The sequence below is a fragment of the Deferrisoma sp. genome (genome assembly GCF_054681715.1).
Genome location: NZ_BAAHFQ010000003.1, coordinates 1 through 26,440, shown reverse-complemented (window position 1 = coordinate 26,440; position 26,440 = coordinate 1). Strand labels below are relative to the sequence as shown.

Annotated in this window: 19 protein-coding genes; 8 read left to right on the top strand and 11 right to left on the bottom strand. The window is 63.4% G+C overall.

Features of this window, described 5'->3' with window-relative positions; all coding sequences use genetic code 11:
• Positions 1-311: 311 nt before the first annotated feature.
• From ACY0I8_RS01025 to ACY0I8_RS00990, 8 genes are all read left to right on the top strand, one after another.
• The gene (locus ACY0I8_RS01025; RefSeq protein ID WP_461393208.1) at positions 312-1,700 is read left to right on the top strand and encodes a TrkH family potassium uptake protein; all 1,389 of its coding nucleotides are present in this window, start codon (positions 312-314) and stop codon (positions 1,698-1,700) included.
• Positions 1,700-2,356 carry a potassium channel family protein gene (locus tag ACY0I8_RS01020; protein WP_459941301.1) on the top strand — a complete coding sequence of 219 codons (657 nt, stop codon included), beginning with the start codon at positions 1,700-1,702 and terminating at the stop codon, positions 2,354-2,356. Before ACY0I8_RS01025 ends, ACY0I8_RS01020 begins: the two co-directional genes overlap by 1 nt.
• A 1-nt stretch (position 2,357) precedes the next feature.
• Positions 2,358-3,029: a potassium channel family protein gene (locus tag ACY0I8_RS01015; RefSeq protein WP_461393207.1), complete on the top strand. Its 672-nt coding sequence runs from the start codon at positions 2,358-2,360 to the stop codon at positions 3,027-3,029.
• A 454-nt stretch (positions 3,030-3,483) separates the two neighbouring features.
• A complete protein-coding gene (locus ACY0I8_RS01010; RefSeq protein WP_461393206.1) occupies positions 3,484-4,683 on the top strand; it encodes an aminotransferase class I/II-fold pyridoxal phosphate-dependent enzyme in 1,200 nt (399 codons plus the stop codon).
• Positions 4,684-4,942: 259 nt separating this feature from the next.
• Positions 4,943-6,250, top strand: coding sequence for a homoserine dehydrogenase (locus ACY0I8_RS01005; protein ID WP_461393205.1), 1,308 nt, complete (start codon positions 4,943-4,945; stop codon positions 6,248-6,250).
• Positions 6,247-7,461, top strand: a complete 1,215-nt coding sequence (locus ACY0I8_RS01000; RefSeq protein ID WP_461393204.1) for a cofactor-independent phosphoglycerate mutase — start codon at positions 6,247-6,249, stop codon at positions 7,459-7,461. The genes ACY0I8_RS01005 and ACY0I8_RS01000 overlap by 4 nt, the downstream gene beginning before the upstream one ends.
• The gene (locus ACY0I8_RS00995; RefSeq protein WP_461393203.1) at positions 7,458-7,865 is read left to right on the top strand and encodes an acyl-CoA thioesterase; all 408 of its coding nucleotides are present in this window, start codon (positions 7,458-7,460) and stop codon (positions 7,863-7,865) included. Before ACY0I8_RS01000 ends, ACY0I8_RS00995 begins: the two co-directional genes overlap by 4 nt.
• 163 nt (positions 7,866-8,028) lie before the next feature.
• Positions 8,029-10,308: an alpha/beta fold hydrolase gene (locus ACY0I8_RS00990; protein ID WP_461393202.1), complete on the top strand. Its 2,280-nt coding sequence runs from the start codon at positions 8,029-8,031 to the stop codon at positions 10,306-10,308.
• Between the two features lie 289 nt (positions 10,309-10,597).
• On the opposite strand, the gene ACY0I8_RS00985 is transcribed toward ACY0I8_RS00990, so the two are convergent.
• The 11 genes from ACY0I8_RS00985 to ACY0I8_RS00935 form a co-directional block, all read right to left on the bottom strand.
• Positions 10,598-12,487, bottom strand: a complete 1,890-nt coding sequence (locus ACY0I8_RS00985) for a polysaccharide biosynthesis protein (RefSeq protein ID WP_461393201.1) — start codon at positions 12,485-12,487, stop codon at positions 10,598-10,600.
• A gap of 126 nt (positions 12,488-12,613) precedes the next feature.
• Positions 12,614-13,789 carry a DegT/DnrJ/EryC1/StrS family aminotransferase gene (locus ACY0I8_RS00980; protein WP_461393200.1) on the bottom strand — a complete coding sequence of 392 codons (1,176 nt, stop codon included), beginning with the start codon at positions 13,787-13,789 and terminating at the stop codon, positions 12,614-12,616.
• Entirely contained in the window at positions 13,789-14,448 is a 660-nt protein-coding gene (locus ACY0I8_RS00975; RefSeq protein ID WP_461393199.1) for an acetyltransferase, read from the bottom strand. Before ACY0I8_RS00975 ends, ACY0I8_RS00980 begins: the two co-directional genes overlap by 1 nt.
• Positions 14,445-15,050 (bottom strand): sugar transferase, encoded by a 606-nt coding sequence (locus tag ACY0I8_RS00970; protein ID WP_461393249.1) that lies wholly within the window; start codon positions 15,048-15,050, stop codon positions 14,445-14,447. The genes ACY0I8_RS00975 and ACY0I8_RS00970 overlap by 4 nt, the downstream gene beginning before the upstream one ends.
• A 47-nt stretch (positions 15,051-15,097) precedes the next feature.
• A complete protein-coding gene (locus ACY0I8_RS00965; RefSeq protein WP_461393198.1) occupies positions 15,098-16,312 on the bottom strand; it encodes a glycosyltransferase family 4 protein in 1,215 nt (404 codons plus the stop codon).
• A 7-nt stretch (positions 16,313-16,319) separates the two neighbouring features.
• A complete protein-coding gene (locus ACY0I8_RS00960; RefSeq protein ID WP_461393197.1) occupies positions 16,320-17,930 on the bottom strand; it encodes a heparinase II/III family protein in 1,611 nt (536 codons plus the stop codon).
• 212 nt (positions 17,931-18,142) lie between these two features.
• Positions 18,143-20,296: a bi-domain-containing oxidoreductase gene (locus tag ACY0I8_RS00955; RefSeq protein WP_461393196.1), complete on the bottom strand. Its 2,154-nt coding sequence runs from the start codon at positions 20,294-20,296 to the stop codon at positions 18,143-18,145.
• Between the two features lie 50 nt (positions 20,297-20,346).
• Entirely contained in the window at positions 20,347-21,735 is a 1,389-nt protein-coding gene (locus ACY0I8_RS00950; protein WP_461393195.1) for a hypothetical protein, read from the bottom strand.
• Between the two features lie 133 nt (positions 21,736-21,868).
• On the bottom strand, positions 21,869-23,011 hold the full coding sequence (locus ACY0I8_RS00945) for a glycosyltransferase family 4 protein (RefSeq protein ID WP_461393194.1): 1,143 nt from the start codon (positions 23,009-23,011) through the stop codon (positions 21,869-21,871).
• A gap of 244 nt (positions 23,012-23,255) precedes the next feature.
• Complete coding sequence (locus ACY0I8_RS00940) at positions 23,256-24,488, bottom strand: lipopolysaccharide biosynthesis protein (RefSeq protein WP_461393248.1); 1,233 nt, start codon at positions 24,486-24,488, stop codon at positions 23,256-23,258.
• Positions 24,489-24,669: 181 nt separating this feature from the next.
• Entirely contained in the window at positions 24,670-26,280 is a 1,611-nt protein-coding gene (locus ACY0I8_RS00935) for a Gfo/Idh/MocA family oxidoreductase (protein ID WP_461393193.1), read from the bottom strand.
• Positions 26,281-26,440 lie beyond the last annotated feature (160 nt).

Below are 26,440 nucleotides of genomic sequence, written 5' to 3'. Positions count from 1 at the left end.
GGGGTCGCAGGTCGTTGCAGCCCGACGACCAGCCACGAACGGCCTCCGACCTACGGAAGTTCACGCGACGAACGGCAGTCCCCCGATTCCCGATTCACGGCGATTGAGCGTCCCACCGTCCCGACGTCCGCCCGTCCTAACGTCCTAACGTCCGCACGTCCCAACGTCCGCCCGTTCAATAGCACCCCGGCTCCGGGGCGGTCAACGCGGGCAACGGGGCGCCTCGCTTGACTCACGGACCCAAGGGCGTAGAATGGCGCCGCTTTTTGCCCGGAAACCCGAAGGCCGGCACCGACCCGATTCCGACACCCGTGCGCCTTTCCAACCTCTCCGTTGCCGCCGTGCTGGAGCGGGAACTCCACCCGACCCAGCTCCTGGTGCTCTCGTTCGCGGCCGCGATCTTCGGGGGCGCCGCCCTCCTCATGACCCCGTGGGCCACCACCGGCCCCCCCCTGGGGTTCGTGGACGCCCTGTTTACCGCCACCTCGGCCACCTGCGTGACGGGCCTCATCGTGGTGGACACGGGCACGGCCTTCACCCGGTTCGGCCAGGGGGTGATCCTCGCCCTGATCCAGCTCGGGGGCCTGGGGATCATGACGTATTCGAGCGTGTTTCTCCTGCTCGCGGGCCGGGGCCTCTCGTTCCGGGGGGAGGCCCTCGTGGAGGAGACCCTGGGCCGCAAGCACCGCACGAGCCCCCGGCGGCTCGTGCGCGACGTGTTCCGCTACACCATGCTCATCGAGGCCGCGGGCGCGGCCGTGCTCTACGTCGCGTTCCGGCGGGTTCACCCGTGGGACGAGGCCCTGTGGTCGGCCGTGTTCCACAGCGTGTCGGCGTTCTGCAACGCGGGGTTTTCCCTCTACGCCACAAGCTTCGTGGCGTTCCGGGGCGACTGGCTTTTGAACCTCACCATCATGCTCCTGATCACCCTGGGCGGGCTGGGGTTCCTCGTCCTCGAGGACCTGGCCGACGCCTGGGCCGACCGCCGCGCGGGCCGACCGGCTCGGCTCGGACTCCACACCAAGGTGGTGCTTGCGACGTCTGCAGTCCTCACCTTCGGCGGCGCGGCCGGCGTGTGGTTCTTCGAGGCCCCCAACACCCTGGCCGGGCTTCCGTGGCACGAGCAGGTGCTGGCGAGCCTGTTCCAGTCGGTCACCGCGCGGACAGCCGGGTTCAACACCCTGGACTACGGATCGCTTACCAACACGACGCTCTTTTTCACGATTCTCCTCATGTTCGTCGGCGCGAGCCCGGGCTCCTGCGGCGGCGGCATCAAAACCACGACCTTCGCCGTGGTGACCGGGCTCTTTCGCGACCGGCTCCGGGCCCGGGAGCGGGTGAGCCTGTTCCGACGCACCCTCCCCGAGGCCACCGTGGCCCGGGCCGTGTCGCTCCTGATGGCCTCGTTCGCGTTCGTGACCCTCGTGATCTTCGCCCTCCTCGCCACCGAGATCGGACCGGTGCCCCACCGAAGCGGCGGGGGCACGTTCTTGGAGATCTTTTTCGAGGCGGTGAGCGCGTTCGGCACGGTGGGGCTCTCCACCGGCATCACCCCCACCCTGAGCACGGCCGGGCGCCTCCTTGTCACCTTCACCATGTTCGTCGGCCGGGTGGGCCCGCTCACGCTCGCGATCGCGGTGGGCCGGAAGCGCGAACCCGGCCGGTTCCTGTACGCCGAAGAGAACCTGATGGTGGGATGATGGACAAACGATTCGCCGTGATCGGGCTCGGGAACTTCGGCATGGCCCTGGCGGTGGAGCTCGCCCGGCTGGGCCGGACCGTGCTGGCGGTCGACGCCAACCCCGAGCGGGCCCGGGAGGCCCAGGCCTTTGTGGACCAGGCCGTGGTGGCCGACGCCACGGCCATCGAAAACCTGAAAGCCCTGGGCGTGGAGAAGGTCGACGTGGCCACCGTGAGCCTGGGCGGCCGCATGGAGGCCTCAATCCTGGTGGTATTGCACCTCACCCGGCTCGGGGTGCCCGAGATCGTGGCCAAGGCCCTGAGCGAGGACCACGGCGAGATCCTGCGGCGCGTGGGGGCCACCCGGATCGTGTTCCCCGAGAAGGAGATGGCCCACCGGGTGGCCGAACGGGTGAGCTCCCGCAACGTGATGGACTACCTCTCGCTGGCCTCGGGGTTCGGGGTGCTCGAGCTCGCCCCCCCGAAGGAGATGGTGGGGAAAACCCTGGCCGAGCTCGATCTCACCCGCCGGTTCGGGGTCCAAGTGGTCGCGGTCAAGGAACTCATCCCCGAGCAGGTCCACATCGCGCCGCCCCCGGACCGGGTGGTGAAGGACAGCGACATCCTCGTGGTGTACGGCCCCGAGGAGGCCGTGCGCCGGCTCAAGGAAGCGTGAGATGGAACGCCGACGGTTCGCCGTGATCGGCCTCGGAAACTTCGGGTCGTACCTGGCCCGGTACCTCTACGAGATGGGCCACGACGTCCTGGCCGTGGACCGCAACGGCAAGGCCGTGGAGGCGGTGGAGCCCTACTGCTCGGCGGCCCGGGTGGCCGACGCCTCCGACAAGGAGGACCTCCAGGCCGCCGGGGTACACAATGCCGAGGTGGCCGTGGTCGCCCTGGGCACCCGGATCGACTCCTCGATCCTCGCCACCCTGTTTCTCCGGGAGTTCGGCGTGAAGGAGATCCTGGTGAAGGCCATATCCCACGACCACGCCCGGATCCTTTCGCGCATCGGGGCCACCGAGGTGATCCAGCCCGAGCGCGACATGGCCGTGCAGGTGGCCCAGCGCCTGGCCGAACCCGACGTGCTCGACCGGCTGCCGTTTCTCGAGGGCTACGTGCTGGTGGAACTCCGAGCGCCCAAGGCGCTGTGGGACCGGAGCCTCGCCGAGGCCCACCTCAGGCGCAGATGGGGGCTCTCGGTGGTCCAGGTGCGGCGGTGGGAGGGGGGAAAGGAGCAGGCGATCTTTGCCGGGCCCGACACCGAACTGCGGCAGGGCGACGTGCTGGTGGCCCTCGCCAAGCCCGAGGACGTGGAACGGTTCCGGCGGGAGAACCCGGGATAGGCCCGTCCTTCGCGTTGACCGGTTCTCGGGGCATCAAGTAGCATACGGCCCTCCCGCGGCGTGGAAGCCCCCTGGGCCCCTGAGGGGCCGTACAACGCCTGGGGGAATCGAAAAGGGGGCGATTCCCCGATGTGGGAGCGCTTTCCAAGTAACTTCGGTCTACGGTCGTCGGTCTGGCGGTCTCCGGTCCCGTGGTCCAGACCGCGGCGGCCCACCGTGTGGCCGAGGCGGAAGTTATTGTTTTTGCAAACAGGCCGCGCCTCGCGGCCTACCGGAGCTTCCAAGGCGCGATCCGGACCAAACGCCCCTGGCAAGGCGGTGGTAGCCGGGACACCACTCCCACGCAGCGGTACACATCCTGGCGCTGAAATCACAAGGCCGCTCGGCAGCCTAGCCGCCTGGCTGCCCGGCCGTTCAGCCCCCGAGCCTTCTCGCCCGAACGAAAGGTTTTCCCATGTGGGTCAACGAGGCGCTGTTCCACCGGATCCAGAGGCTCCCGCCCTATGTGTTCAAGGTGGTGGACGACCTCAAGATGGAGGCGCGCCGCCGGGGCGAGGACATCGTGGATCTGGGCATGGGGAACCCCGACCGCCCCACCCCGCCCCACATCGTGGCAAAGCTCGTCGAGGCGGCCCAAAAGCCCAAGAACCACCGCTACAGCATCTCCCGGGGCATCTACAAGCTCCGCCTCGCCATGGCCAACTGGTACCAGCGCCGCTACGGGGTTGCCCTCGACCCCGAGACCGAGGTGTGCGTGACCCTGGGGGCCAAGGAGGGGCTCGCCCACCTCGTGATGGCGATTCTGGCACCCGGCGATGTCGCGTTCGTGCCGAACCCCACCTACCCGATCCACTCCTACTCGGTGGTCCTGGCCGACGGCGACCTGCGGGCCATCGAGCTCGGCGAGGGGGGCGACGAGTTCCTGGAGCGCCTGGAGCGCGAGATCAAGAACGTCTGGCCCCGGCCCAAGCTCCTCATCCTGAACTTCCCCCAGAACCCCACCACCCAGGTGGCCGACCTCGGCTTTTTCGAGAAGGTGGTGGCGTTTTGCCGGGAGAACCGGATCCTTCTCATCCACGACCTCGCCTACGCGGACATCTGCTTCGACGGGTACCGGGCGCCGAGCATCCTCCAGGTGCCGGGCGCCAAGGACGTGGCCGTGGAGTTCACGAGCCTGTCCAAGAGCTACAACATGGCGGGCTGGCGGGTGGGGTTCTGCGTGGGGAACCCGGCCATGGTCCACGCCCTCACCCGGATCAAGTCGTACCTCGACTACGGCATGTTCCAACCGATCCAGATCGCATCGGTGATCGCCCTCGACGAAACCCCCGACGAGGTGGTCCAGGAGATCGCCGAGGTGTACCGGTCGCGGCGCGACAAGCTGGTGGAGGGGCTCAACCGCGCCGGGTGGCCGGTGGAGAAGCCCAAGGCCACCATGTTCGTGTGGGCCCCGATCCCGGAGCCGTTCCGGGAGATGGGGAGCCTCGAATTCGCCAAACTCCTCCTGCGGGAGGCCAAGGTGGCGGCGAGCCCGGGCGTGGGGTTCGGCCAGTACGGCGACGGCCACGTGCGGTTCGCCCTGGTGGAGAACGAGCACCGGATCCTTCAGGCCGTGCACGGGATCCGGGGCATGATGCGCAGACTGGCGGGATAGCGGGGGGCAAGCGGGGAGGCTGGGAGGCAGGAAAGCCCAGGTCGTTGCCGTCTCACCACAAACGATGAACGACCGGCGCCCTTCAACGGCTCACCATTCACGATTCACGATTTACGACTTACGACTCACGACAGTTATACGATTCACGATATTTAGCCACAGATCCACACGGATTCACACAGATCGAAAAATCCCTATCTGTGTCCATCTGTGCAATCTGTGGTCAAAAAAATTCACGACCCCAACCACGGAGAACTCCATGAACGAGATCGGTGTCGGACTCATCGGGATGGGCACCGTGGGCGCCGGCGTGGTGCAGGTGCTCCTGGAAAACGCGGACGAGATCGCCCGGCGGCTCGGGTTCGGGCTGCGACTCGTCAAGGTGGCCGACAAGGACATCACCACCGACCGGGGCGTGACGGTGGACCCGGGCGTGCTCACCACCGACGCCCGCGAGGTGATCGGCAACCCCGAGATCCAGATCGTGATCGAGCTCATCGGCGGCTACGAGCCGGCCAAAACGTTCCTCCTGGAGGCCATCGCCGCCGGCCAGTCGGTGGTCACCGCGAACAAGGCCCTTCTGGCCGTGCACGGAGACGAGATCTTCGCCGCGGCCCGGGCCAACGGCGTCGACGTGGGGTTCGAGGCCAGCGTGGGGGGCGGGATCCCGATCCTCCGGGCCGTGCGGGAGGGGCTCGCCTCGGACCGCATCGACCGGGTCTACGGCATCTTGAACGGCACCACCAACTACATCCTCACCGAGATGAAGGAGAAGGGGGAGTCCTTCGACCGGGTGCTCCGGGAGGCCCAGCGGTTGGGCTACGCCGAGGCCGACCCCACTTTCGACGTGGAGGGGGTGGACGCGGCCCACAAGATCACGATCCTCGCCTCCATGGCCTTCGGGTGCCGGGTTCCCTTCGACCGGGTGTTCACCGAGGGCATCCGGGACCTGACGCCCCAGGACATCCAGTACGCCCGCGATTTCGGATACGACATCAAGCTCCTCGGGATCGCCAAGCGCGACGGCGGCCGGGTGGAGGTGCGGGTCCACCCCACCATGATCCCCTCGGACCACCTGCTGGCCGACGTGCGGGGCGTCTACAACGCCGTGTTCGTGGAGGCCGAGTTCCTGGGGCCCACGCTCTACTACGGCCAGGGAGCCGGCCGGCGGGCCACGGCGAGCGCGGTGGTGGCCGACGTGGTGGACATCGCCCGGAACCTGGCCCGGGGGGCGGCGTGCCGGGTGCCGGCCCGGGCGTTCCCCGAGGACGCCCTCGGGCCCGCCGATCTCAAACCCATCGAAGAGGTGGTCTGCCAGTACTACCTGCGGTTCACGGCGCTGGACCGGCCCGGGGTGCTCTCGAAGATCTCGGGCGTGCTGGGGTCCTACAACATCTCCATCGAGAGCGTGGTTCAAAAGGGCCGCGACGCGGGCCAGGCCGTGCCACTCGTCATCATGACCCACGAGGCCCGGGAGGCCGACGTGCGCCAGGCCCTGGGCGAGATCGACTCCCTGGGCGTGACCCTCGGCCGGCCCTCCCTCATCCGGATCGAGAGCACCCTGTGAAGATCGTGATCCTCCTGGGGGACGGCATGGCCGACCTCCCCCACCCGCACTACGGTGACCGTACGGCACTGGAGGCCGCCCGCACCCCCGAGATGGACGCCCTGGCCCGGGCCGGGGCCCTGGGCCTCGCGCGCACCGTGCCCGAGGGCTTCCCCCCGGGCTCCGATGTGGCGAACCTCTCGGTCCTCGGGTACGACCCTGCCCGGTGCTACACGGGCCGGGCGCCTCTCGAGGCCGCCGCCATGGGCGTGGAGCTCGGGCCGGCCGACGTGGCCTTCCGCATGAACCTGGTCACCCTGCTCCCGGGGGTGGACCGGGTGTTCCTGGACGACTTCTCGGCGGGCCACATCACCACCGAAGAGGCCCGGGCCCTGGTGGAGACCCTGGCCCGGGAGCTTTCGGACGACGGGTTCGAGTTCTACCCGGGGGTGGGGTACCGCCACCTCTTCGTGTGGCGAAACGGGCTCGCCGGCGCCGAGACCACCCCGCCCCACGACATCCAGGGCCAGGCGATCCACGAGCACCTGCCCCGGGGCGAAGGGGCCGAGACGCTCCTGCACCTCATCACCGGAAGCCAGATCCTCCTCAAGGACCACCCGGTGAACCGGGCCCGCCGGGAGCGGGGCCTCAAGGAGGCCAACTCCATCTGGCTCTGGGGCCAGGGCCGGCGGCCCGCCCTCGAAACCTACCGCGACCGGTTCGGGCTGGGGGGCGCCGTGATCTCGGCCGTGGACCTCTTGAAGGGCATCGCCCGGCTGGCGGGACTCGACGCCCCCCGGGTCGAGGGCGCCACGGGGTACATCGACACGAACTACGAGGGGAAGGTGGAGGCCCTTCTCGGGGCCCTGGAGGCCGGGGACTTCGGGTTCGTGCACGTGGAGGCCCCCGACGAGGCCGCCCACGCCGGAAACGCCCAGCACAAGGTCCGGGCCATCGAGGACTTCGACGCCCGAGTGGTGGGGCCGGTGCGCCGGGCCCTGGAGGCCCGGGGCGATCCGTTCCGGCTCCTCGTGATGCCCGACCACCCCACCCCCCTTGCGATCCGCACCCACACGGCCGACCCCGTGCCGTTCGTGCTCTACGATTCCGAGGGCCCGGCCGGCCCGGCCGGCGCCGGGTTCACCGAGGCCGAGGCCGAGGCCACGGGGCTTCGGGTGGACGCCGCCCACCGGCTGCTCGACCACCTCACCGGGAGGAACCGGCTGTGGTGATCGAGACCTCCTACCGGGTCATCTACGGCGACACCGACACCATGGGGGTGGTGTACTACGGCACGTACCTGCGGCTGTTCGAGATCGGCCGAAACGAGTACATGCGGGCCCGGGGCCTCACGTACCGCGAGGTGGAAGAGCGGGGCATCCAGCTCCCGGTCACCGAGGCCCGGTGCCGGTACCTGCGGCCCGCCCGGTACGACGACCTCCTCACCATCGCCACCCGGGTCACCCAGGCCCGGGGCGCCCGGGTGCGGTTCGACTACGAGATCCGGAGCGACGACGGAACCCTCCTGGCCCAGGGCCACACGGAGCACGGCGCCGTGGGCCCCCGGGGCCGGCCCGTGCGGCTTCCGCCCGACGTCCTCGAGGCCCTGGCCGCGGAGGAGGGGCAGGGGGCGTAGGTCGTGGGTCGCGGGTCGTAGGTCGGGGGTCGTTCGTCGCAGGTCGCAGGTCGCGGGTCGTTGGTCGTGGGTCGCCCGCACGGGGCCGCCCGCCGACTCCGAGGCGATTCCCGATTCCCGGAGGCCGCCTAGCCGCCGAACTGCCTAGCCGCCAGGCCACCCGATGCACGCTCCCGACATCGACACCGCCGCCTACGACTGGACCGCCAAGCTCCTCGGGCTCGCCGAGCGGGTGTTCCGCCTGCGGATCCGGCTCGGAGGCGATCCGGCCCTCCTCGAGGCCGGCGACATCTTCCTCTTCAACCACTTCGCTCGGATCGAGACCTTCATCCCCCCCTACCTGATCCACCGCCACACCGGGGCCCACTGCCGCACCGTGGCCGCGGCCGAACTCGTGCGGTCCACCGGGGCCCTGGGCCGGTACCTCTCGGCCCTCGGCGCGGTGCCCAACGACGAACCCGGGCTCCTCGAGTTCCTGGCGGCCGAGGTGCTCCGGGGCCACCGGGTGGTCGTGTTCCCCGAAGGCGGCATGGTCAAGGACCGGCGGGTCCTCGACGAGCGGGGCCGGTACGCCGTCTATTCCCGCACGCGCCGGGAACGGCGAAAGCACCACACCGGCGCGGCCGTGGTGGCGCTCGCCGTGGCCGCGTTCCGCCGAGCCGTCCGCCGGGCCGAAGAGCGGGGCGAGGACGACCGCATCGCCCGGTGGGCCGAGGCCCTGGGCATCGGATCCCCCGAGGCCCTGGTGAAAAACGCCCGGCGGCCCACCGTGATCGTGCCCGCCAACATCACCTTCTACCCGATGCGGGTCACCGGGAACCTCCTGGAGCGGGCGGCCCAGTGGTTCGTGGAGGGGCTGAGCCCCCGGCTCGCCGAGGAACTGCGGGTCGAGGGAAACCTGCTCCTAAGGGACACCGACATGGACGTGCGGCTCGCCCCCCCCTTGCGGGTGGACGAGGCGTTGGGGCCGTGGGACCGGGTCTTCCTGCGGCTCGCCGCGCCGCTCCCCGAAACCCCGGCCGACTTCCTGCGGCCCGGAACCCGCCTGGGCCGGCCCTGGGCCCGGCGCCGGCGGCGGCTCGCGCTGCGGCTACGCGACCGGTACATGGAGGCCATGTACCAGGCGGTCACCGTGAACCTCTGCCACCTGGCCTCCCGCGTCATCGCCCGCTGGGTCGAGGGCGGCCGGGCCGAGGTGGAGGGACGAACCCTGCGGCGGGCCGTGTACCGGGCGGTCAAGGCCGCCCAGGCCGAACCAGCCCTCCACCTCCACGAGAGCGTGGACCACCCGGACGAGTACGCAGGCCTCCTCGGGGCCGGGTGCGAGGGATTCGAGGAATTCGTCGCCACGGCCGAAGCGGCCGAACTCCTCCGGGCCGAGGGCGACCGTTTCCGGTTCTCCGACAAGCTCCGGGAGGAGTTTGGGCTCGACGAGATCCGGCTCGAAAACCCGGTGGCCGTGTACGCCAACGAGGTGGCGCCCCTGCCCGGGGTGCGCCGGGCCGTGGACCGGGGCCTCGCCGCGGTGGAGCGCCCCGATCCCCTCGACTGGGCCCGCACCCGGTTCGACGACGAGGTGCGGCTCTACCGGTACGACCTCGAGGCCTTCGGGCGGCCCGAGTCCGAGGAGATCGCCCGCACCGAGGGGGTGAAGCAGCCCGGGGAGCCCTACCTCCTCGTGCCCGAAAGGCCCCGGCCGCCCGCCGTCCTCCTGATCCACGGGTTTACGGCCTCCCCCGCCGAACTGCGGCCCTTTGGGGAGCGGCTGGCGGCCCGGGGTCATCCCGTGCTGGGGGTACGCCTGCGGGGCCACGGCACGAGCCCCTGGGATCTGCGGGAGCGGTCGTGGGAGGAATGGCTCGCCTCGGTGCGCCGGGGGTTCGAGGCCCTGCGCGAGGCCTGGGACCGGGTGGCCGCGGTGGGGTTCTCGGCCGGGGGGCTCCTGGCCCTCCTCCTCGCGGCCGACCGGCCCGAGGGCCTCGACCGGGTCGCGGCCATCGCCTCCCCGGTGCGGGTGCGCGACCGGGGCATGCGGCTTGTGCCCCTCGTTCACGGCGCCAACGTGGTGGCCCACACCCTCGGGGTGCCCGATCTCATGCGGTTCCACCGCTCGTCGCCAGAACACCCCGACATCAACTACATCCACGTGCCCGTGCGCGCCCTCTTCGAGCTGGGCCGGCTGATCGACGAGGCCCGCTCCCGGCTCCCCGACGTGGACGTGCCCGTGCTCCTCATCCAGGGCACCGAGGACCCAACCGTCGACCCCGAGAGCGGGGAACTCCTCTACCAGGGCCTTCGGGTACGCGACAAGGCCCTCGTCCTCATCCCCTCGGAGCGCCACGGCATCCTGCGGGAGAACATCGGCGGCACCCAGGACCGGGTGCTGGAGTTCCTGGAGTCCGGCGGCCGGGCCCCCGCCGGAGAGTACGCCCGATCCCGGTGAGACGTCCGTCCCGCCGCGCCCCCCAACGTGCTGGCCTGCCGAACGCGTGCCCCCCAATGGTGTTGGACTCCAGTCTCATATCCCTGGGGATCAAAAAGCCGCCGGGAGTACTTCGGACGGGCCGAGGACCTACATACACGCCGCAAAGACGCGCTCCGGGCGAAGCGCCTAAAATGTTTCGTCTTTCCGGCTTCTCTGTGACTCGGTGGTGTCAAACTCGGGTCTAGCCGTGCCCCGATTTCCTGCGCAGGGGGAAGTCGTCGACCTCGGAGGCTAGCGGATTTGTGGGCTACGCGGTGTGCGTGGCGGTTTCGGCGCGGGTGGCGGGGTGGAGCTTCACCTCAGCGCCGGTACCGCGGTTGGGCCGGTACTCGGGCACGATCTCCCTGAGCTTCGCCACGATGAGCTCGGGCTCCCCCTTTCGCACGCAGAACTTGAGCTCCTGAAGGTGGCGCTCCATCTCCTTGAGCGGCACCGTTCGGGCCGCGGCTACCAAAATCTTCCGGTGTTCTGTCTTCTTCACCCCTTCGCCGTCGATCAGGAGTTCCTCGAACAGCTTCTCCCCGGGGCGGAGCCCCGTGAAGACGATCTCGATATCGTCGTGGGGCTCTAGTCCCGAGAGCCGGATCAGGTCCTCGGCCAAGTGAACGATCTTCACGGGCTCGCCCATGTCGAGGAGGAAGATCTCACCGCCCCGCCCCATGCTCCCGGCCTGAAGTACGAGCTGGCTCGCCTCGGGAATCGTCATGAAGTAGCGGATCACGTCGGGGTGGGTCACCGTCACCGGCCCGCCCCGGCGGATCTGCTCCTGGAAGAGCGGCACCACGCTCCCGTTCGAACCCAGCACGTTTCCGAACCGCACGGTCACGTACTCCGTGCGGCTTTCCGCGTCAAAGGCTTGCACGAACATCTCGGCCGCCCGCTTGGAGGCCCCCATCACGTTCGTAGGGTTCACGGCCTTGTCGGTCGAGATCATCACGAACCGCTCCACCCCCGCGGCCGCAGCCGCCTCGGCCAGATTCCGGGTGCCGAACACGTTCGTCTTCACAGCCTCGGCCGGGTGGTACTCCATCATGGGTACGTGCTTGTAGGCGGCCGCGTGGAACACCACCTGGGGCCGGTACCCCTCGAACACGGCCCCCACCTGGTCCCGGTCGCGCACGTCGGCGAGCACCGGCAGCACGTCTAACCCCGGGAACTCCCGTCTCAATTCCAAGTGGACCTGGTAGAGCGGGGTTTCCGCGACCTCGAAGAGAATGAGTTTCCTCGGCCCGAACCGGGCCACCTGCCGGCAGATCTCGCTTCCGATCGAGCCCCCGGCCCCGGTCACGAGCACCCGCCGGCCCGCCAGGTACCCCGCGATCCGGTCGGTGTCGAGCTTCACCGGGTCGCGGCCCAACAGGTCCTCTAGGTTCACGTCCCGAAGCTGGGCCGCAAGCCGCCGGGGCTCCAGCATGTCCGTTATGGGCGGTAGTGTCTGCACCTGGAGCCCCTCGGCCTGGCACCGGTGTACCACCTCGCGGATCAGTTTCGACGGGGCCGACGGGATCGCGATGATGACCCGCTTCACCCCGTGAAACCGGGCGAGCCGTCCCAGGTCCCGGATGCGGCCCAACACCGGAATGTCCAGCACTCGGGCCCCCACCTTGGCCGGGTCGTCGTCCAGGAACCCCACCACCCGGAGTTTCATGTCGGGGTTCTGGCGGATCTCCTGCGCCAGCAGTCGGCCGCCCATGCCGGCCCCCACGATCAGCACGGGATCCCCCTCCTCAGCCCGTCGGGCGTAACAGTGCTCCTGAAAGAGCCTCCAGGCCAGGCTCCGGCCCATGACAAGCCCGTTCAGGATCATCCAGTCGAGAAGGGGGATGCTGCGGGAGTACCCCTCGAACCGGGTGAAAAAGAGCGTAAGCACCGTGGCCACGAGGCAGGCCACGGAAACGGTTTTCAGGATGTGGACGAGGTCGGGGATCGAGGCGTAGCGCCAGAGCCGGCGGTAGAACCCCGACAGGAAGAACACGAGGGGCTTGACGGCCACCGAAACCGCAAGGCCGACCAGCAACACATCGCGCTGGCCGGCCGGCACGGTCCAGTCGAACCGGACGAGGTAGGCGAGAAGGTACGCCACGACCACCAAGGCCGTGTCGACCGGAAGAAGGAGAAGCCTCCTGTACCGAACCATGCAAACCCCCAGGCCCGCCGAGCACCGGGCCGGGCTTCAGAAAACCAGCGACAGCCACCCGCCGCCGCAGCACGCCGTGGGTTCTACCACCTCCGAGGTCGGAAGTCCAGAAGGTTGCCGGCCCGCTCAGCGCACCGCACGGCGCACGACATCGGCCAACACCTCGCAGGTCTTGCCGATTTCGGCTTCGGTGAGCGTGGGGTGCACGAGGAACATGAGGCTCGTTTCCCCGAGCTCCCGCGCCACCGGCAACCGCTCGGCGGGCCGCCACCCCGTGCCCTCGAAGGCCTGTTCCAGGTAGACCTCGGAACACGACCCCGTGTAGCACGGCACCCCTTGCGCGTTGATCTCGGCGAGAATCCGGTCACGACCCCAACCCGGGCGAAGGGCTTCCGGCTCCACGAACACGTAACACTTGTACGCCGCGTGTTCGACGTGGTCCGGAACCCGGGGTACCCGCAAGCCCGGCACCGAGCGGGCCGCCTCCCAGATGCGGTGTGCGTTCCGAACCCGCGCGGCATGCCAGTCTTCCATGCGGCGCAACTGGATCCGGCCAATCACGGCCTGCATCTCCGTCATGCGCCAGTTCGTGCCGAAGTTCTCGTGAAGCCAGCGGAACCCGGGCGAGTGTTTCCGCTCGTACACCGCCTCCCAGCTCTTCCCGTGGTCTTTGTACGACCACATGCACTTCCAGCGTTCCCGCGAGTTCGTGGTCACCATGCCCCCCTCCCCGCCCGTCGTCATGATCTTGTCCTGGCAGAACGACCACGCCCCCACATCGCCTAAGGAACCCACCGACCGGCCGCGATAGCGTGCACCGTGGGCCTGAGCGCAGTCCTCGATCACGAAAAGACCATGCGCGTCCGCAAGTTCAAGGATCGCGTCCATCTCGCAGGGCCACCCCGCCAGGTGCACGCACACGATCCCCCGGGTCCGAGGCGTCAGCACCCGGGCGATCGTCTCGGCCGTGATGTTCTGGGAATCCCGGTCCACGTCGGCAAACACCGGTACCCCGCCCGCGTTCACAATGCACGAGGCAGACGCGATGAACGTCCGAGGCGCCACCACCACCTCGTCGCCCGACTGAAGGCCCACCGCCCGCAGCGCCAACTCGATCGCCACCGTGCCGTTCGCCACTGCCACCGCATACCGCGTGCCGACCCACTCCGCAAACTCCCGCTCGAACTCCCGGCCTTCGGAACCCGTCCAGTAATTCACCCGGTTCGACAGGAGCACCCGGCGAACCGCTTCGGCTTCCTCCTCCGTGAAGGACGGCCAAGGGGAGAATCCCGTCCCCAGCATCACGCGCCTTTTTTCTCGAAAATCCGGGCCGGGTTCCCCACCACCGTCACACCCGGCGGAACGTCCTTTGTGACCACCGCGCCCATCCCCACCACGGCACCCCTACCGATCACAAGAGGACTTCCAGGTCGGCCCTGTCGGATGATCGCCCCCGTGCCGATGTACGCATGGTCTTCAATCACCACGTTTCCGTTGCACCGCACACCCGGCGCAAAGGTCACGAAGTCCCCGATCACGCAGTCGTGCTCCACGTAACTATAGAGATTCGCGTGGAAGTGGCGACCGATGCGGATGTTGCTCGTGAGGGTCACGAAAGGGCACAGGATCGCCCCTTCTCCCAGATCAACGTCGTCCAACTGCACAACGTTTCCGGCAACCACGCTAAAAAACCCAACCCCGTCCCGCTCACATCGTTTTGCCAGCCTCTCGCGCACCCGGCTGTCCGCGATGGCGACGCACACCCGCCGCTCGCTCGCAGGCTCCCGGAGCCACTCCTCGTACGTGAGCACCCGATGGCCGTTCACCACCGACCCCGGTTTCCCATCATCCACGAACACCAACTCGTACGGTTCCGTCACCGTCCGGTTTAACTGGCACCGGGCCAGAGGCATCACGCCACGGCCGCACCCACTCGCCCCGTAGATCGCGTACGACTTCATGCCTGCCTTTCGCGCGCCTCTGTGTGAGAGGTTCCTGTAAACCTCGGCATTGTAGCCTCGCCGGCGGCGCTGATGCCCTCCCGCAGGAGCACCTTTTTCAAAGTCAACAACAGGATCTTGAGATCGAGCCACAGGCTCTGATTGTCCACATACCACACATCGAGCCGAAACTTTTCCTCCCACGTGAGAGCGTTGCGGCCGTTCACCTGAGCCCACCCCGTGATTCCCGGCTTCACCTCGTGCCGCCGGGCCTGTTCTGGCGTGTAGAGGGGCAGATACTCCATCAGTAGAGGTCGAGGCCCCACCAGACTCATCTCCCCCTTCAGCACATTGAACAACTCCGGCAACTCGTCGAGGCTGGTGCTCCGAAGCCACCGGCCGAACGGCGTCAACCTCTCCGCGTCGGGCAAGAGCTCCCCATCGGGTCCCCTCGCATCCGTCATCGTCCGGAATTTATACATTACAAAGGGCCTGCCGTGCATTCCGGGGCGGACCTGCCGAAAAAAAACGGGCGTTCCTAATTTGGCCCTCACGAGCGCTGAAAGCACGGCACAAACAGGTCCGGCCAAAATAAGCGCCCCGAAACCCAGGATTATATCGATCCCTCGTTTCCCCCAACTCCGATACCACCCCACAGATTGCCGAATGGTCACACCAATCGCTCCACCAAGCGGAGAAACTCGCCCGCGTGCGTCGCCCGGTTAAATTGACGGGCGACAAACTCCCGGGCGTTTGTTCCCATCTCGCGCGCTTCCGCAGGGTTGTCCACGAACCGTCTGACGACCTGGGCAAGGCTTTCGGGGTCGCCCGGCGGGACGAACACCCCACCCCGCGCGGCTTCCACCACCTCTCGGATAACGCCGTCAATCGCCAGAATCGTTGGACGGCCCGCGGCCATGTAATCGAACACTTTATTGGGGTACGTTGTTCGAAACATGGGAATATCTTTTAACGTCGCCACACAGGCGTCGCTGGCAGCCAGCACGGTCGGAATCTCGGCCTTCGGTCTAGGCCCAGCAAAAATGACATTATTTAGATTTTGTTCCGCCGCGAACGCCTCCAGCGCCGGTCTCTCCTTCCCGTCTCCAACAAGCACAAACCGGATCCGATCGTCTCCTCGCAGCAGGTCGGCGGCCCGAAGAATCGTCCAGATGTCATTTGCCAGACCCAACGCGCCGGCATACGTAACCACGAACTTCCCGTCCAGGCCGAACTCGGTTCGAAATGCCGCGCCATGATCCTCGGGTCGAAACATCTCGGGGTCTACACCGTTCGGAATGAGAGAAATCTTCCCGACGCGGATGCGCTTCTCCTTCAAATAGTCTCTATATGCCGGCGAGTTGACCACGATATGGCTTGCCCGGCCATACAGGAACAGTTCCAACCACCGCGCCAACGAGATAAGCAACCGATTCTTGAGAACCCCCATATCCACGGCAAACTCCGGCCACAGATCCCGAATTTCGAGAAGGAAAGGTCGCCGGCGAAGAGCGGCAACGAACCAAGCAGAAACTGCCTGGAAAATCGGTGGCGACGTACCCATCACGACATCCACCTTTCCTGCCCGCAACCCGGCAACCACCGACGTGCACATGAAACTGAGGAATGACACCACCCGCCACACGAAGCTCTTGTGCAAACTGGGGTATGTGTACGCTCGAAGGATCCGGATGCCGTCTACTTCTTGCTCGGACACGAGTCCTCCCCGGTCCACGATCTTCCCACCGGTGAGGTAACTCAAATCGCTGGCCACGATCGTTACCGTGTGCCCTTGGCGAACGAGGCGTCGGGCGAACTCGTAATGCCGGGTCCCCCCAGGTTCGTTGGGGCCAACAAAGGCTTGGTGAATAATCAGAAGATGCATCAGAAGGTCAGTCCCACTCCACGAGCGTATCAATACGACCAGGCGCCTTTATTTCGACCTCTAGGACCGGCAGTTCGCTCTTCTGCAGGTAAAACCGGGACTCCCACCCCTTGACCACACGCACTTGCAACCCAACTTCGGAACACACACTAATTCGAAGAGAACCCAGGCGCAGACCTATGTTCTCTTCACGCCAACTCCCCGGCTTCAGCCGCCAACGGAGAACCGCCCGTTCTCGGAAGCCTTCGACTTCGTCCCGTACGAGCAACCGGTTTGTCCCCAGCACCACCTCACGCCGGTGCCGATGTCCGTGGCGATCCTTGTACGCCGCCGCAAAGGAGACCTGGCCACCTTCTTCCTGTATGGGAGACACCTCCAACGGTTCCAGCCAGTCTCCGAACAGGAAACGACCGATCCGGGGCATCTGATCCATGTCATCGAACTGAACCGTGTTGTGACTCTCTGTTCCAGAGAAATAGCTTAGCCACTTCGGTTCCGAGTTATAGCTGAACGTCCCTGCATCGCGAAGCCAATTCTCCCCGCGAATCCAGAAATCCAGGTGAAGTGCGTCAGCGTGACTGGGGCGGAAGCGAAATCGGGGATACCGGACATAGGCTACCGCATTGCCCGCCCGAAGCACCGCGTATCCACCTTCCGGATACACCTCGCTCCCCGGGCGCGGGAGGTCACGCACAGTTGGGTGTTCCAACCCAAAAAGATTCACGTACGCCCACGCAGGCCCGCCTGGCTCCCCATACGCATACGCATTACAAAAAAGCACGCTCGCGAACTGCACAGAAGGCCGAAAATCCCTGTACGCAAGGACGGGAAGTGCCCAGAGCCAGGCCCCGTCGTTTGCGCCCAAGTTGGGGGCGTCGCCCGACTCCCGTAAAACAAAGGCGTGCAGCCATTGTGTAGCAGCAGCGGCTCGTTCGGTGAAGGTCGCGGAGAATTCGGGAAGTCCTAGCTCCCGCCTCCATAGCTCGACGAAGCACAACGTGTCGAGCATCAACCGGTGGTAGTTCACCGAGTGCTGGCTGAAGCTGCCATCGGAGGCGATCAGGCGGGCTACCCGATCTTCCAACCACTTCCGCCCCTTTCGAAACCACCGGCCCCCGTCAGAATCGTTCAACACTTTCTGGAGCCACGATCCCCCCACAAACATCGCCGCAGCTTCCAAGGTGCCGTGATTGTTGTCCTGCCCCATAGCGTAGAGCAGGGTCGGCTCGATCCGCCGGCAGTGGACGCGGAGGAGATCGAGCAACCCCTCCGGCGGGCGGTCCACAAGGCCCAGGAGGCGGGCAGCGGCGGCTAACTGTAGCACCCGAATCGATGCTTCCTGCCCGCACTTCCAATTCGGCCCTCGGTACGGCGGGTTTGCTTCGACCCAGTCGCGCAGAAGCACCTCCGCAAGCGCGAGATCATCTTCCGACCCCGCGGCCGCTCCCACCGCCAAAGGCAGAAGCCACGGAAACCGAGAGGCTTCCCAAACGGTCTTGATATCCCCGGCACCGCTCTCGAAATCCGGGACTTCCCACCACGGGCGGTCCCCGCCAGTCACCCTGGCCCCGGTCAACACGTTTGCATGCCAGTCGAACTTCCCTGGCACGAGGTCCACGACCTTCCATCCGAACGCCCGCCACGAAACTCCCTCACCAGCGGACATCCGTTTGGGTGGCCGTCGGCACAGGAATGGAGCCCGAGGTATCCCCGCTCGCAACCTCCGAACCGGATTGAGCCCCGTCCGCACCCCCAAACGGTACCACGCAACCCGCCCTACGCTCCGGAAGCCCAGCCGGGGCAGCGTGCGAACCAGCTCCGCAACCCGCGTCATTGCCCGCGAAGGATTTCTGCTGCGTGGATGGTGACCCGCGCGACCTCGGTCAACTCGCCCGCTGGAATCGGGGAGGGCGCACCTTCCTCCACCGCATGGAGAAACGCCTGGGCGCACCGCTCCTGGCCTTTGTCCTGTCGCCACAGCTTGATGCGCCGGAACCCAGGCCAGCCGTATCCGACCAACTCTCGAAAATTGTTCAACTGTAGGACGCGACCGCCTGCGAAGACCTCGATCCGCTCCTTTTGGAACCTCGGGGAACCGTTCGCGAGGTAGTGGATCGTTCCGAACGAGCCGTCCGCGAACCCTAGGACCAGCACGGCTTTATCATCCCTGACTTCCAACCCGTCATGGGGCCCCATACATTTGGCCTCTACGGAAACGATCTGGCTGCCCACCAGATAGCGCATGAGATCCACATAATGGCACGCCTCTCCAATGATTCGGCCGCCCCCGACCTCGGGATCCTGTGTCCAATGGCTTCTCGTGATGGCCCCTGCGTTCATCACCATGACGAACGTCTTGGGTTCGTGCACGGCGTCCAGAAGCTCCTTCATCTTCTGCACGTGCGGCGCAAACCTTCTGTTAAAACCAACCATGAGTCGCGCGCTCTGGCCCTCGGCCTGCAGCTCCGAGAGAAGCCCCTCCAACCGCTCCACCTCCTCCTTTCGGATCGCAAGCGGTTTCTCCACAAACACGTTTTTCCCGGCACGCAGAGCTTTCTCTACGAATTGCGCGTGCGAATCATGCCTCGTGGCCACGACCACTGTATTGATCTCTTCGTTCGCAAAAACATCCTCTACGTCGGTCGTGGCGTACAGAAAGCCGTGCTTTCTCCCCTGTACCCCTGCACTAGTACCACCGCTTGCTGCAATGGTATGGAGCTGCGCCCCGGCTTCCTTAAAGGCCGGGATCAGCATCCGCGACGCGTAGTTCCCTGCCCCGATAAAGGCAACCACAGGCTTCTGAGGGTCGAAGCGGGCCTCAGACTGTGGCTTCAGCCTCACCCGACGTTCCGGTACGGCGAGTGAACCCGAGTCATTTCCCCCGTATTCCAGCAGAATTCCGAGAACCGACCGATCCTTGAGAAGCAGATCATAGGCCTCCGGGGCACGATCAAACGGGAATCGGTGCGATATGAGCGGTTTTACGTCGAGCGCTCCAGAGGCCATCATGTCCAGGACCGCCTCGAAGTTCCGCTGCTCCGTCCACCGAACAAACCCGATCGGGTAGTCGTGCCCGTTCTCCTCGTACTCCGGGTCGTAGCGTCCCGGCCCGTAGGAGCAAGACACCTGAAAGGTCAGTTCCTTCTCGTAGAAATCTGCCCGCGAGAGCTCCAGCCCTGTCACTCCCACCAAGACGATGCGACCCCGCTTCCGGCACATCTGCGCCGCCTGGTGCACCGGTTCGCTGCTTTTCGTGGACGCGGCGATGAGGACCGCGTCCACTCCGCGGCCCCGCGAAAACGCCTGAGCCGCGGCTATCGGATCCCCCCCCTTCGAGAGATCCACAACCTCCGCCCCGAATTGCCGGGCCAGTTCCACCTTCGAGGAATCCAAATCTATGCCGAGCACCCTGCACCCGTGGGCACGAAGCAACTGCACGGCCAACAAACCTATCAACCCGAGCCCCGTTACGACGATGGCCTCGCCCAACGTGGGAGCCGCCAACCGGATCCCCTGGAGCGCTATCGCCCCGAGCACTGTGAACGCTGCTTCCTCGTCGCTTACGTTCTCCGGAACCTTAGCCGCCAAGTTCTTTGGCACCACCACGTATTCGGCGTGCGACCCATTTGAGACCACGCGGTCTCCCACTGCGAACCCGTCGACCCGTGGCCCTACCTCTATCACCCTCCCCACATTGCAATACCCCAGCGCCACAGGGTCACTGAGTTTCGATCGCACCGCCTCCACTGTGGTCATAAGGCCATCTGTGCGCACCTTGTCGAGCACCTGCCGCACCTTGTCAGGTTGCTGTTTCGCCTTCGCCACCCACCGCGACCGACCGAAATCAAGCAGCATCCTCTCAGTGCCGGCTGAAATCAGGCTTTTTGAGGATTGAATCAGCAATCGCCCGGGCCCAGCCCTGGGTGTCGGGACATCAGCAATACGCAGCGCCCCATCTTTGAGCAATTGCAGGAGTTGCCTCATCCTAGTCCTCGCCTTCCAATCAGTAAGCGCCTTATCAAGGCGCTTCGTTATTATCGTATAGAAGGACCACAGGAGTGCCTACCGTAGAGCCAAAGAAGACACAGACTGACCACAACGCCATGGCTGACCAACGTCGTCAAAAGATCACTATCAGCCCAAGCCGTCCGCAACGGCGCGAACAGGAGACTTGCTGCTAATAATTTTGGGACACCTGATTTCAGTAATGCATTAACGCATTTTAGTACTACCCCCAAGACACAGGCATACGCGACGACACCGAAGAAACCTGCCTGCGCATATCCCGCCCCAACGAGCCCAGCGTTAAACGCTATCTCGTTCCTCCCACTCAAAACATATCCCAAAAAGTGCGGCAAGTTTTCTCCCGCATAAACGGAAACGGACACCGTGCTCAAAAAGCGATCAGCGAACAGAACTTTCGGCTTATCCACGAAATACTCTACCCACGAGAACGCAACTCCTGCTGGAACAAAAAAAGCCCGCCTCAGAATTATTGCCGGCAGCACATCAAGTTGCAGAAACAAAGAGAACCCCAAAACAGCGACTACCCCCCCCCCGACAAAACCGTAAAATTGCGGGAGCGACATATAGCTCTTATCACGATACAACAACCAAACAAACAATACCAACAATGGCACAAACAGATGCATCCTATGCTGTGTAGTCGCGAAGTAATATATTTGATTTAATAAGCCTATGCAAATCAATATGTAACTTCGCCTCATGAACCCAAGCGCCAACACAAATGGGTTAAAAACCTTTGCCGCCAACAAGTTCAAATATGACAACGGCCCAACATTCATCAATTCACTAGCCACACCCCTAAATTCATATATTTTCAGAAGATCAAAATTTATGTAATTTACTGCGCCAGTAATAACACTCCATACATAGAAATAGACCAACACGAGGGCGCCAAGCAGAATTACGATCCCCTTACCTTTTTTTGCGACCGCAAGGCGCGCTCCACAAATTCTCACCTTAGCAACAAAATATGCAACAACCAGTGCGCTTAAGCACAGAAACACCCCCAAACTGGTCCTGCCCAAGTCCAGGCCGTAAATCGTGGTCATCGGAATGTACAAAAACACCAGTGGAATACAAAAAAACAGGCCGCTCAGATTTTCTTTTCCGTAAGGCAAGAACGTCGTGGGCACAACAACAAGTAGAAATGAACTGAAATAGCGCCCCCAATCGAACTCTAACTCCAACGGCACGAGAAAGTGATTCCCAAATACGGGAGCAACATACAGCACATATGCGGCATCCAAAGCTAATCGCAGAAACAGAACAGACAGGACGAACGACATTCGTCCCGCAAAGGGATGACCTTTTGTTTGCAGAGCATTCGCCGGCGCGAGTCTCATGCGACGAGAGGTTATCATATTTCTCATATGGCGTTCCTGGAACGGGAACCACACGGACTTCACTCGCTGCCTAGCTTCGATACTGGGAAACGAAATCGCAAAGCGGGGCCGGATTCTCGTCCTGAACTACGGAAGAGTCGTCTATCTATGCTCGGAGCTCTACCATTTATTTCGGACAGCGGTGGTTTCAGGGGTGCAACACCCGCTGGGACAAAACTTTGTAATCTAGCATATTAACAGAAAACCCATAGGCCCTATCGCGAAGCGCATCCAAATTAACCACGCTGGCCTCCTTAAACACAGTCTCAAGCGTCGTTTCTTCGTTTAACAACCAACCTGTAACTTGACTGTAGAATCTGTGGGCGGGCACGTCTGCGATAGCGACCGGGCAGTGACAACAAAGTGCATGCTGCATTGTTACCGACTGTGTCCCAGGTTGTATGTAGACATCTGCTGCGCAAAGCAGGTCTGTCAAGTCCTCAACGCTCTGCCATCCAAGGAATATAACTCGCGGGTCTTCCGAGATTAGTCTTTCGGCATCCACGCGGATATCGTCACCCAAGACGCCCGCTATGGCGAACCGCGCCTTTCTGTAGCCAACGGCAGCAAAGCTTTTAAGCGACTCAATCAACTTCTTTCGCCGCGTTAGTTTTCCTGACTGAACAAACAACAAGGTATCATCGTCAATTTGCAATTCTAAGCGTTTACGAATTCTACGTTCTTTGTATTCCGCAGGGGGCAATGGGCGTCCCCCCAATGGGAAAAGCTCAAGTTTGTCCATCGGTACTCGGTAAATCTTGTTCGCAAAGTCCACGGCTTCCGTAGATACGCAAAGCACCTTCACAGTGTACGGCAACGCTTTCTGCAAGCACAAACGATAGAACCAGCGGTGCAACAGGTTCCTACTGATAAAATTCCTCCCACTATTAGCCCAGTAGGCATGATTATCTATGAACAACAACGTACCAGGATGATCCCGTACGTACCGAGCAACCGTTACCAACTCATAAGACGCAGCGCCGTGAAACAAGATTGATTGGGGCGCGAACTCGGCCAATCTCTTATACACTCCCGGATGTATGCGTAACTTGCGTATGACAGAGTGTGGCAACCAGCGACTGTACGGAATTCGCACCAACGTTGCCCCTTCCTTGGAGACGTAGGTCATAGGTTTACAATACACCAAGCGTCCGTTCTCATCATGCGTCTCCGTTGACGCCAGAACGAGCACATCGTGTCCAGCCGCCACATGATGGCGGACCAGTTCGTTCTCTTGATAGGCACGCTCATCTACAAAAAAATTCGACAAACAGACATGAGCAATTTTCATAGAGATCCTTTGGTCACGGCTTTTGTCCGACGCCGGCGTTGACACGTGTCCTCCAGTCCAGAGGTTGGCTGAGAGGTTCTTCCTGATTTAGTGGGTAAAGAGCACGGAGGTGTGGTTTGCCGAGAGACTGAGTGCCGGATGCAGCGACTGTAGGAGTCGCGCCCGGCGTTCCAGTCGGCGCCACGCGTCCGGCCGTGCCAATCGCTAGTCCGAGCAATAGCACGGAGGACATGATTACAACCCACTAAACCGATCTCATCACAATTAATAAGTATGTAGCATAGAAAGCCGCGCTAGATATTGCAAATGCTTCGGAAACGCCATGCACTCCAGTCCATGCCACAATTAGAACTACACCAACCCGCAGAATCACGCCGCCAGCTTGTAATATACACGCCAGAGATTGCTTTCCAACAACATGCAGGGCCATTGAAACGGGTGACACCATAAATTGAAGCAGGAACCAAGGAGTCATCAAAGCTGTTAGAAAACCTGCCCGATTCCAATCGGCCCCGAAAAGGCTTGAAAACATCCAAGGTGCAGAGAGGCCGAGCGCTATGGCCGGTGGAGCTCCCACACGAAATAGGGTCCAGATATTCTTCCATACATACCGTCGAAGCGTTCCAGCCCGCGCTCTTGCTGGTGCCTCAGCCACAAAAACTTGCGCAACAGACCTCCCCACAATCCCAATGGGGAGCCCCATGACTCGCATGCCAAGGTATAGGTACCCAATCTCGTGCTGCCCAGCAATAGCACCTATTGCCAAAACCGGGACCTGCACTCCCGCAGTGTTAAACAGCGCCTCCGGAACCGAAAATATCGGAAAACGCCGTTGTGACCGCAGTTGCCAATAGACCTTCGCCGGCGTCAATTTCCTTATGGTGTTTTTGTCGCTCCGCCATATGGCCCTCGCCAAGGGGCCGATTCCGGCACCAGATTGAACGATTTGCCCCAGGATTAACCACACTGCACGGGGTGCTATAACCCCGAGAGCCAGTTGCACAACCGACCCCCCCAGTGCGCGACTCACGCGGGTTCTAGCAATTAGCGGGAAACGGCTTTTTCGGGAAGCCCAATACTGGAGAGCGTTGTACACCGCGGTCGCAAAGACCCCAGCGGGAACCAACCAAAGGTAGGGCGCAAGACCAGGTTGTCCAATGAGCCTTGCTGCTTGCACGGGGAAAAACAACGCGGGCACTAAGCATAGCGCCGCCACGAAGCCTGCAGAGAGGATCGCGCCGACCAGAAGTGCAAGCCCGTCCGTATCGCTGTCCGGAAGAGGGATCGCGATTTCATACCGAAGGCAGGCAATCACGGACAGAACCGACAACACGGCCGTGTAGGCCGCGAGCAAACCAAAATCTTCAGGGCTGTACAGCCGCGTCAGAAGCGGCAGGGAAAGGGCTGCTATTCCCTGCGCCGCCACGGTGCCGACGGTGAGTGTAGTAACGTTTCGCGCAAAGGACCCAGCAGGCACCCGCTTCGCCAACCTCTCCTGGAGGTTTCCCCAGACGCCCCTCGGCCGACTATCGGTCACGGAGAGACCCCCTTTGGGCAAACCCCACCACGACCGGCCGAACGAGAACTCGCCGGCGTTTCCCCAGACAGTCGGTCTGCAGGTGCCCAACGTCTACCGAGGACATCTGTGCCGCCTGTGCCTACCCGACGACGGGGCGTAAACCATTCCCCCCCTTGGCAAACCGTTTCCCACAACTTGGGCAGGCCAGATCCTCGTCTAGCTTTTCTCCACACACGCAGGCCCAACCGATTTGCCGCGCCGGGTTACCGACGACCAGGGCGTGGTCCGGAACGTCCCGCGTCACGACCGCGCCCGCCCCTACAAACGCATACGCCCCAATGGTGTTTCCGCACACGATGGTACAGTTCGCCCCTAAAGTTGCCCCGCGCTTCACGAGCGTCGGCCTAACCTGGTCCATCTTCCGGATGGCGGCCCTAGGGTTGTATATGTTCGTGAATACCATTGATGGCCCGCAAAAAACTTCGTCCTCAAGGGTCACACCTTTATATACGGACACATTGTTTTGGATCTTACACCCGTTTCCGATGGAAACATCTGGTCCGATAACAACATTTTGCCCAATATTGCAGTTCTCTCCTATCAGGGAATTCGAGAGAACGTGAGAGAAATGCCATATCTTAGTGCCCTTGCCAATTTTCACATCCGGATCGACAACTGCTGTTTCATGCACGAAATACGCCGGCGCAGGTGCCCGTGGGGCTGTATGGTCCCCCGCGAAAGAACCAGCGCTCCCTTGCTCCTTTGCTTCCAAAGCCTTCTGGCTCTGTTCCAGAACGGCCAGGACCCGAAGGCCCTCTTCGCCCGAGGTGATTGCCGGTACACCCGTCGTAATCGCATCCAAGAACGCCTCACATTCGGCGCGGAGCGGTTCTTTCCACGAGGATCTCAAATCGATCGATTGACCTTCGGCCTTCACCGGAACCGGCTGATTGTTCTCCCACTTGATCTCGTGCGGGTACAGCACGAGCTTGCCCTCCACCGGTTGCGTGTCATCAAAAACGAGCATCCCGTCGCTTCCAACAACAACAAGCTTCTGTTCTTTAAATGGATTCAACCAGCTCACAAAAATGTGAGCGCCTATTCCGGACGGGAATTTCAGAGTCGTCATTGTCACGTCGGCAATTCTCTCATGGAGAAAGTTGCAGCCGACCGCATCCAGGTAGGAGGGGTCTTCACCCGTAAGACTGAGAATCACCGATATGTCATGCGGCGCGAAAGACCAGAGGATATTCTCTTCCCTGCGGATCTTGCCGAGAGACAGACGGCGTGAATAGATATATTGGAGCCGGCCGATCCCCCCTCTGCGCACAATTTCCTTCAATTTCACCACAGCAGGGTGATACTGAAGAATGTGCCCCACAAACAGCGTCAGGCCCATGTCTCTGGATAATTTAACTAACGCCTCGCCATCCTCGTAGGTAAGGGCGAGGGGTTTTTCCACGAACACGTGTTTCCTTTGCCGCAGCGCCCGTTCCGCCAAGGTATAATGCAGTGCTGCCGGAGCCGCGATGGCCACAGCCGTGATGCTAGGGTCGCTCAGAACCGCCTCAAAATCGCCTGAAACCGCAACGTCGGGGTAGGATTGGCTCGTACGGTCCTGGGCCTCCCGTGACGGGTCGCAGACGTGTGCGAGCACACCGAGGTCGTGGAAATTTCGCACCAGGTTTTTCCCCCAGTACCCGGCCCCCAGAACCGCTACCTGCACACCCCTTGCGTTTGCCTGCGGCATTTATCTCCCCTTCGGTAGATAGTGTCCGTCCGGAAATCGCAACCACTTGAAAAATTTACGATTTTGCGCCAGCTCTGTTATTGGTTTTTGGACAAAAATCTGTTACGATGCACCGTGCAACCATTTGATATGATTGACGAATGCCTGTCTAAGGGGTGCG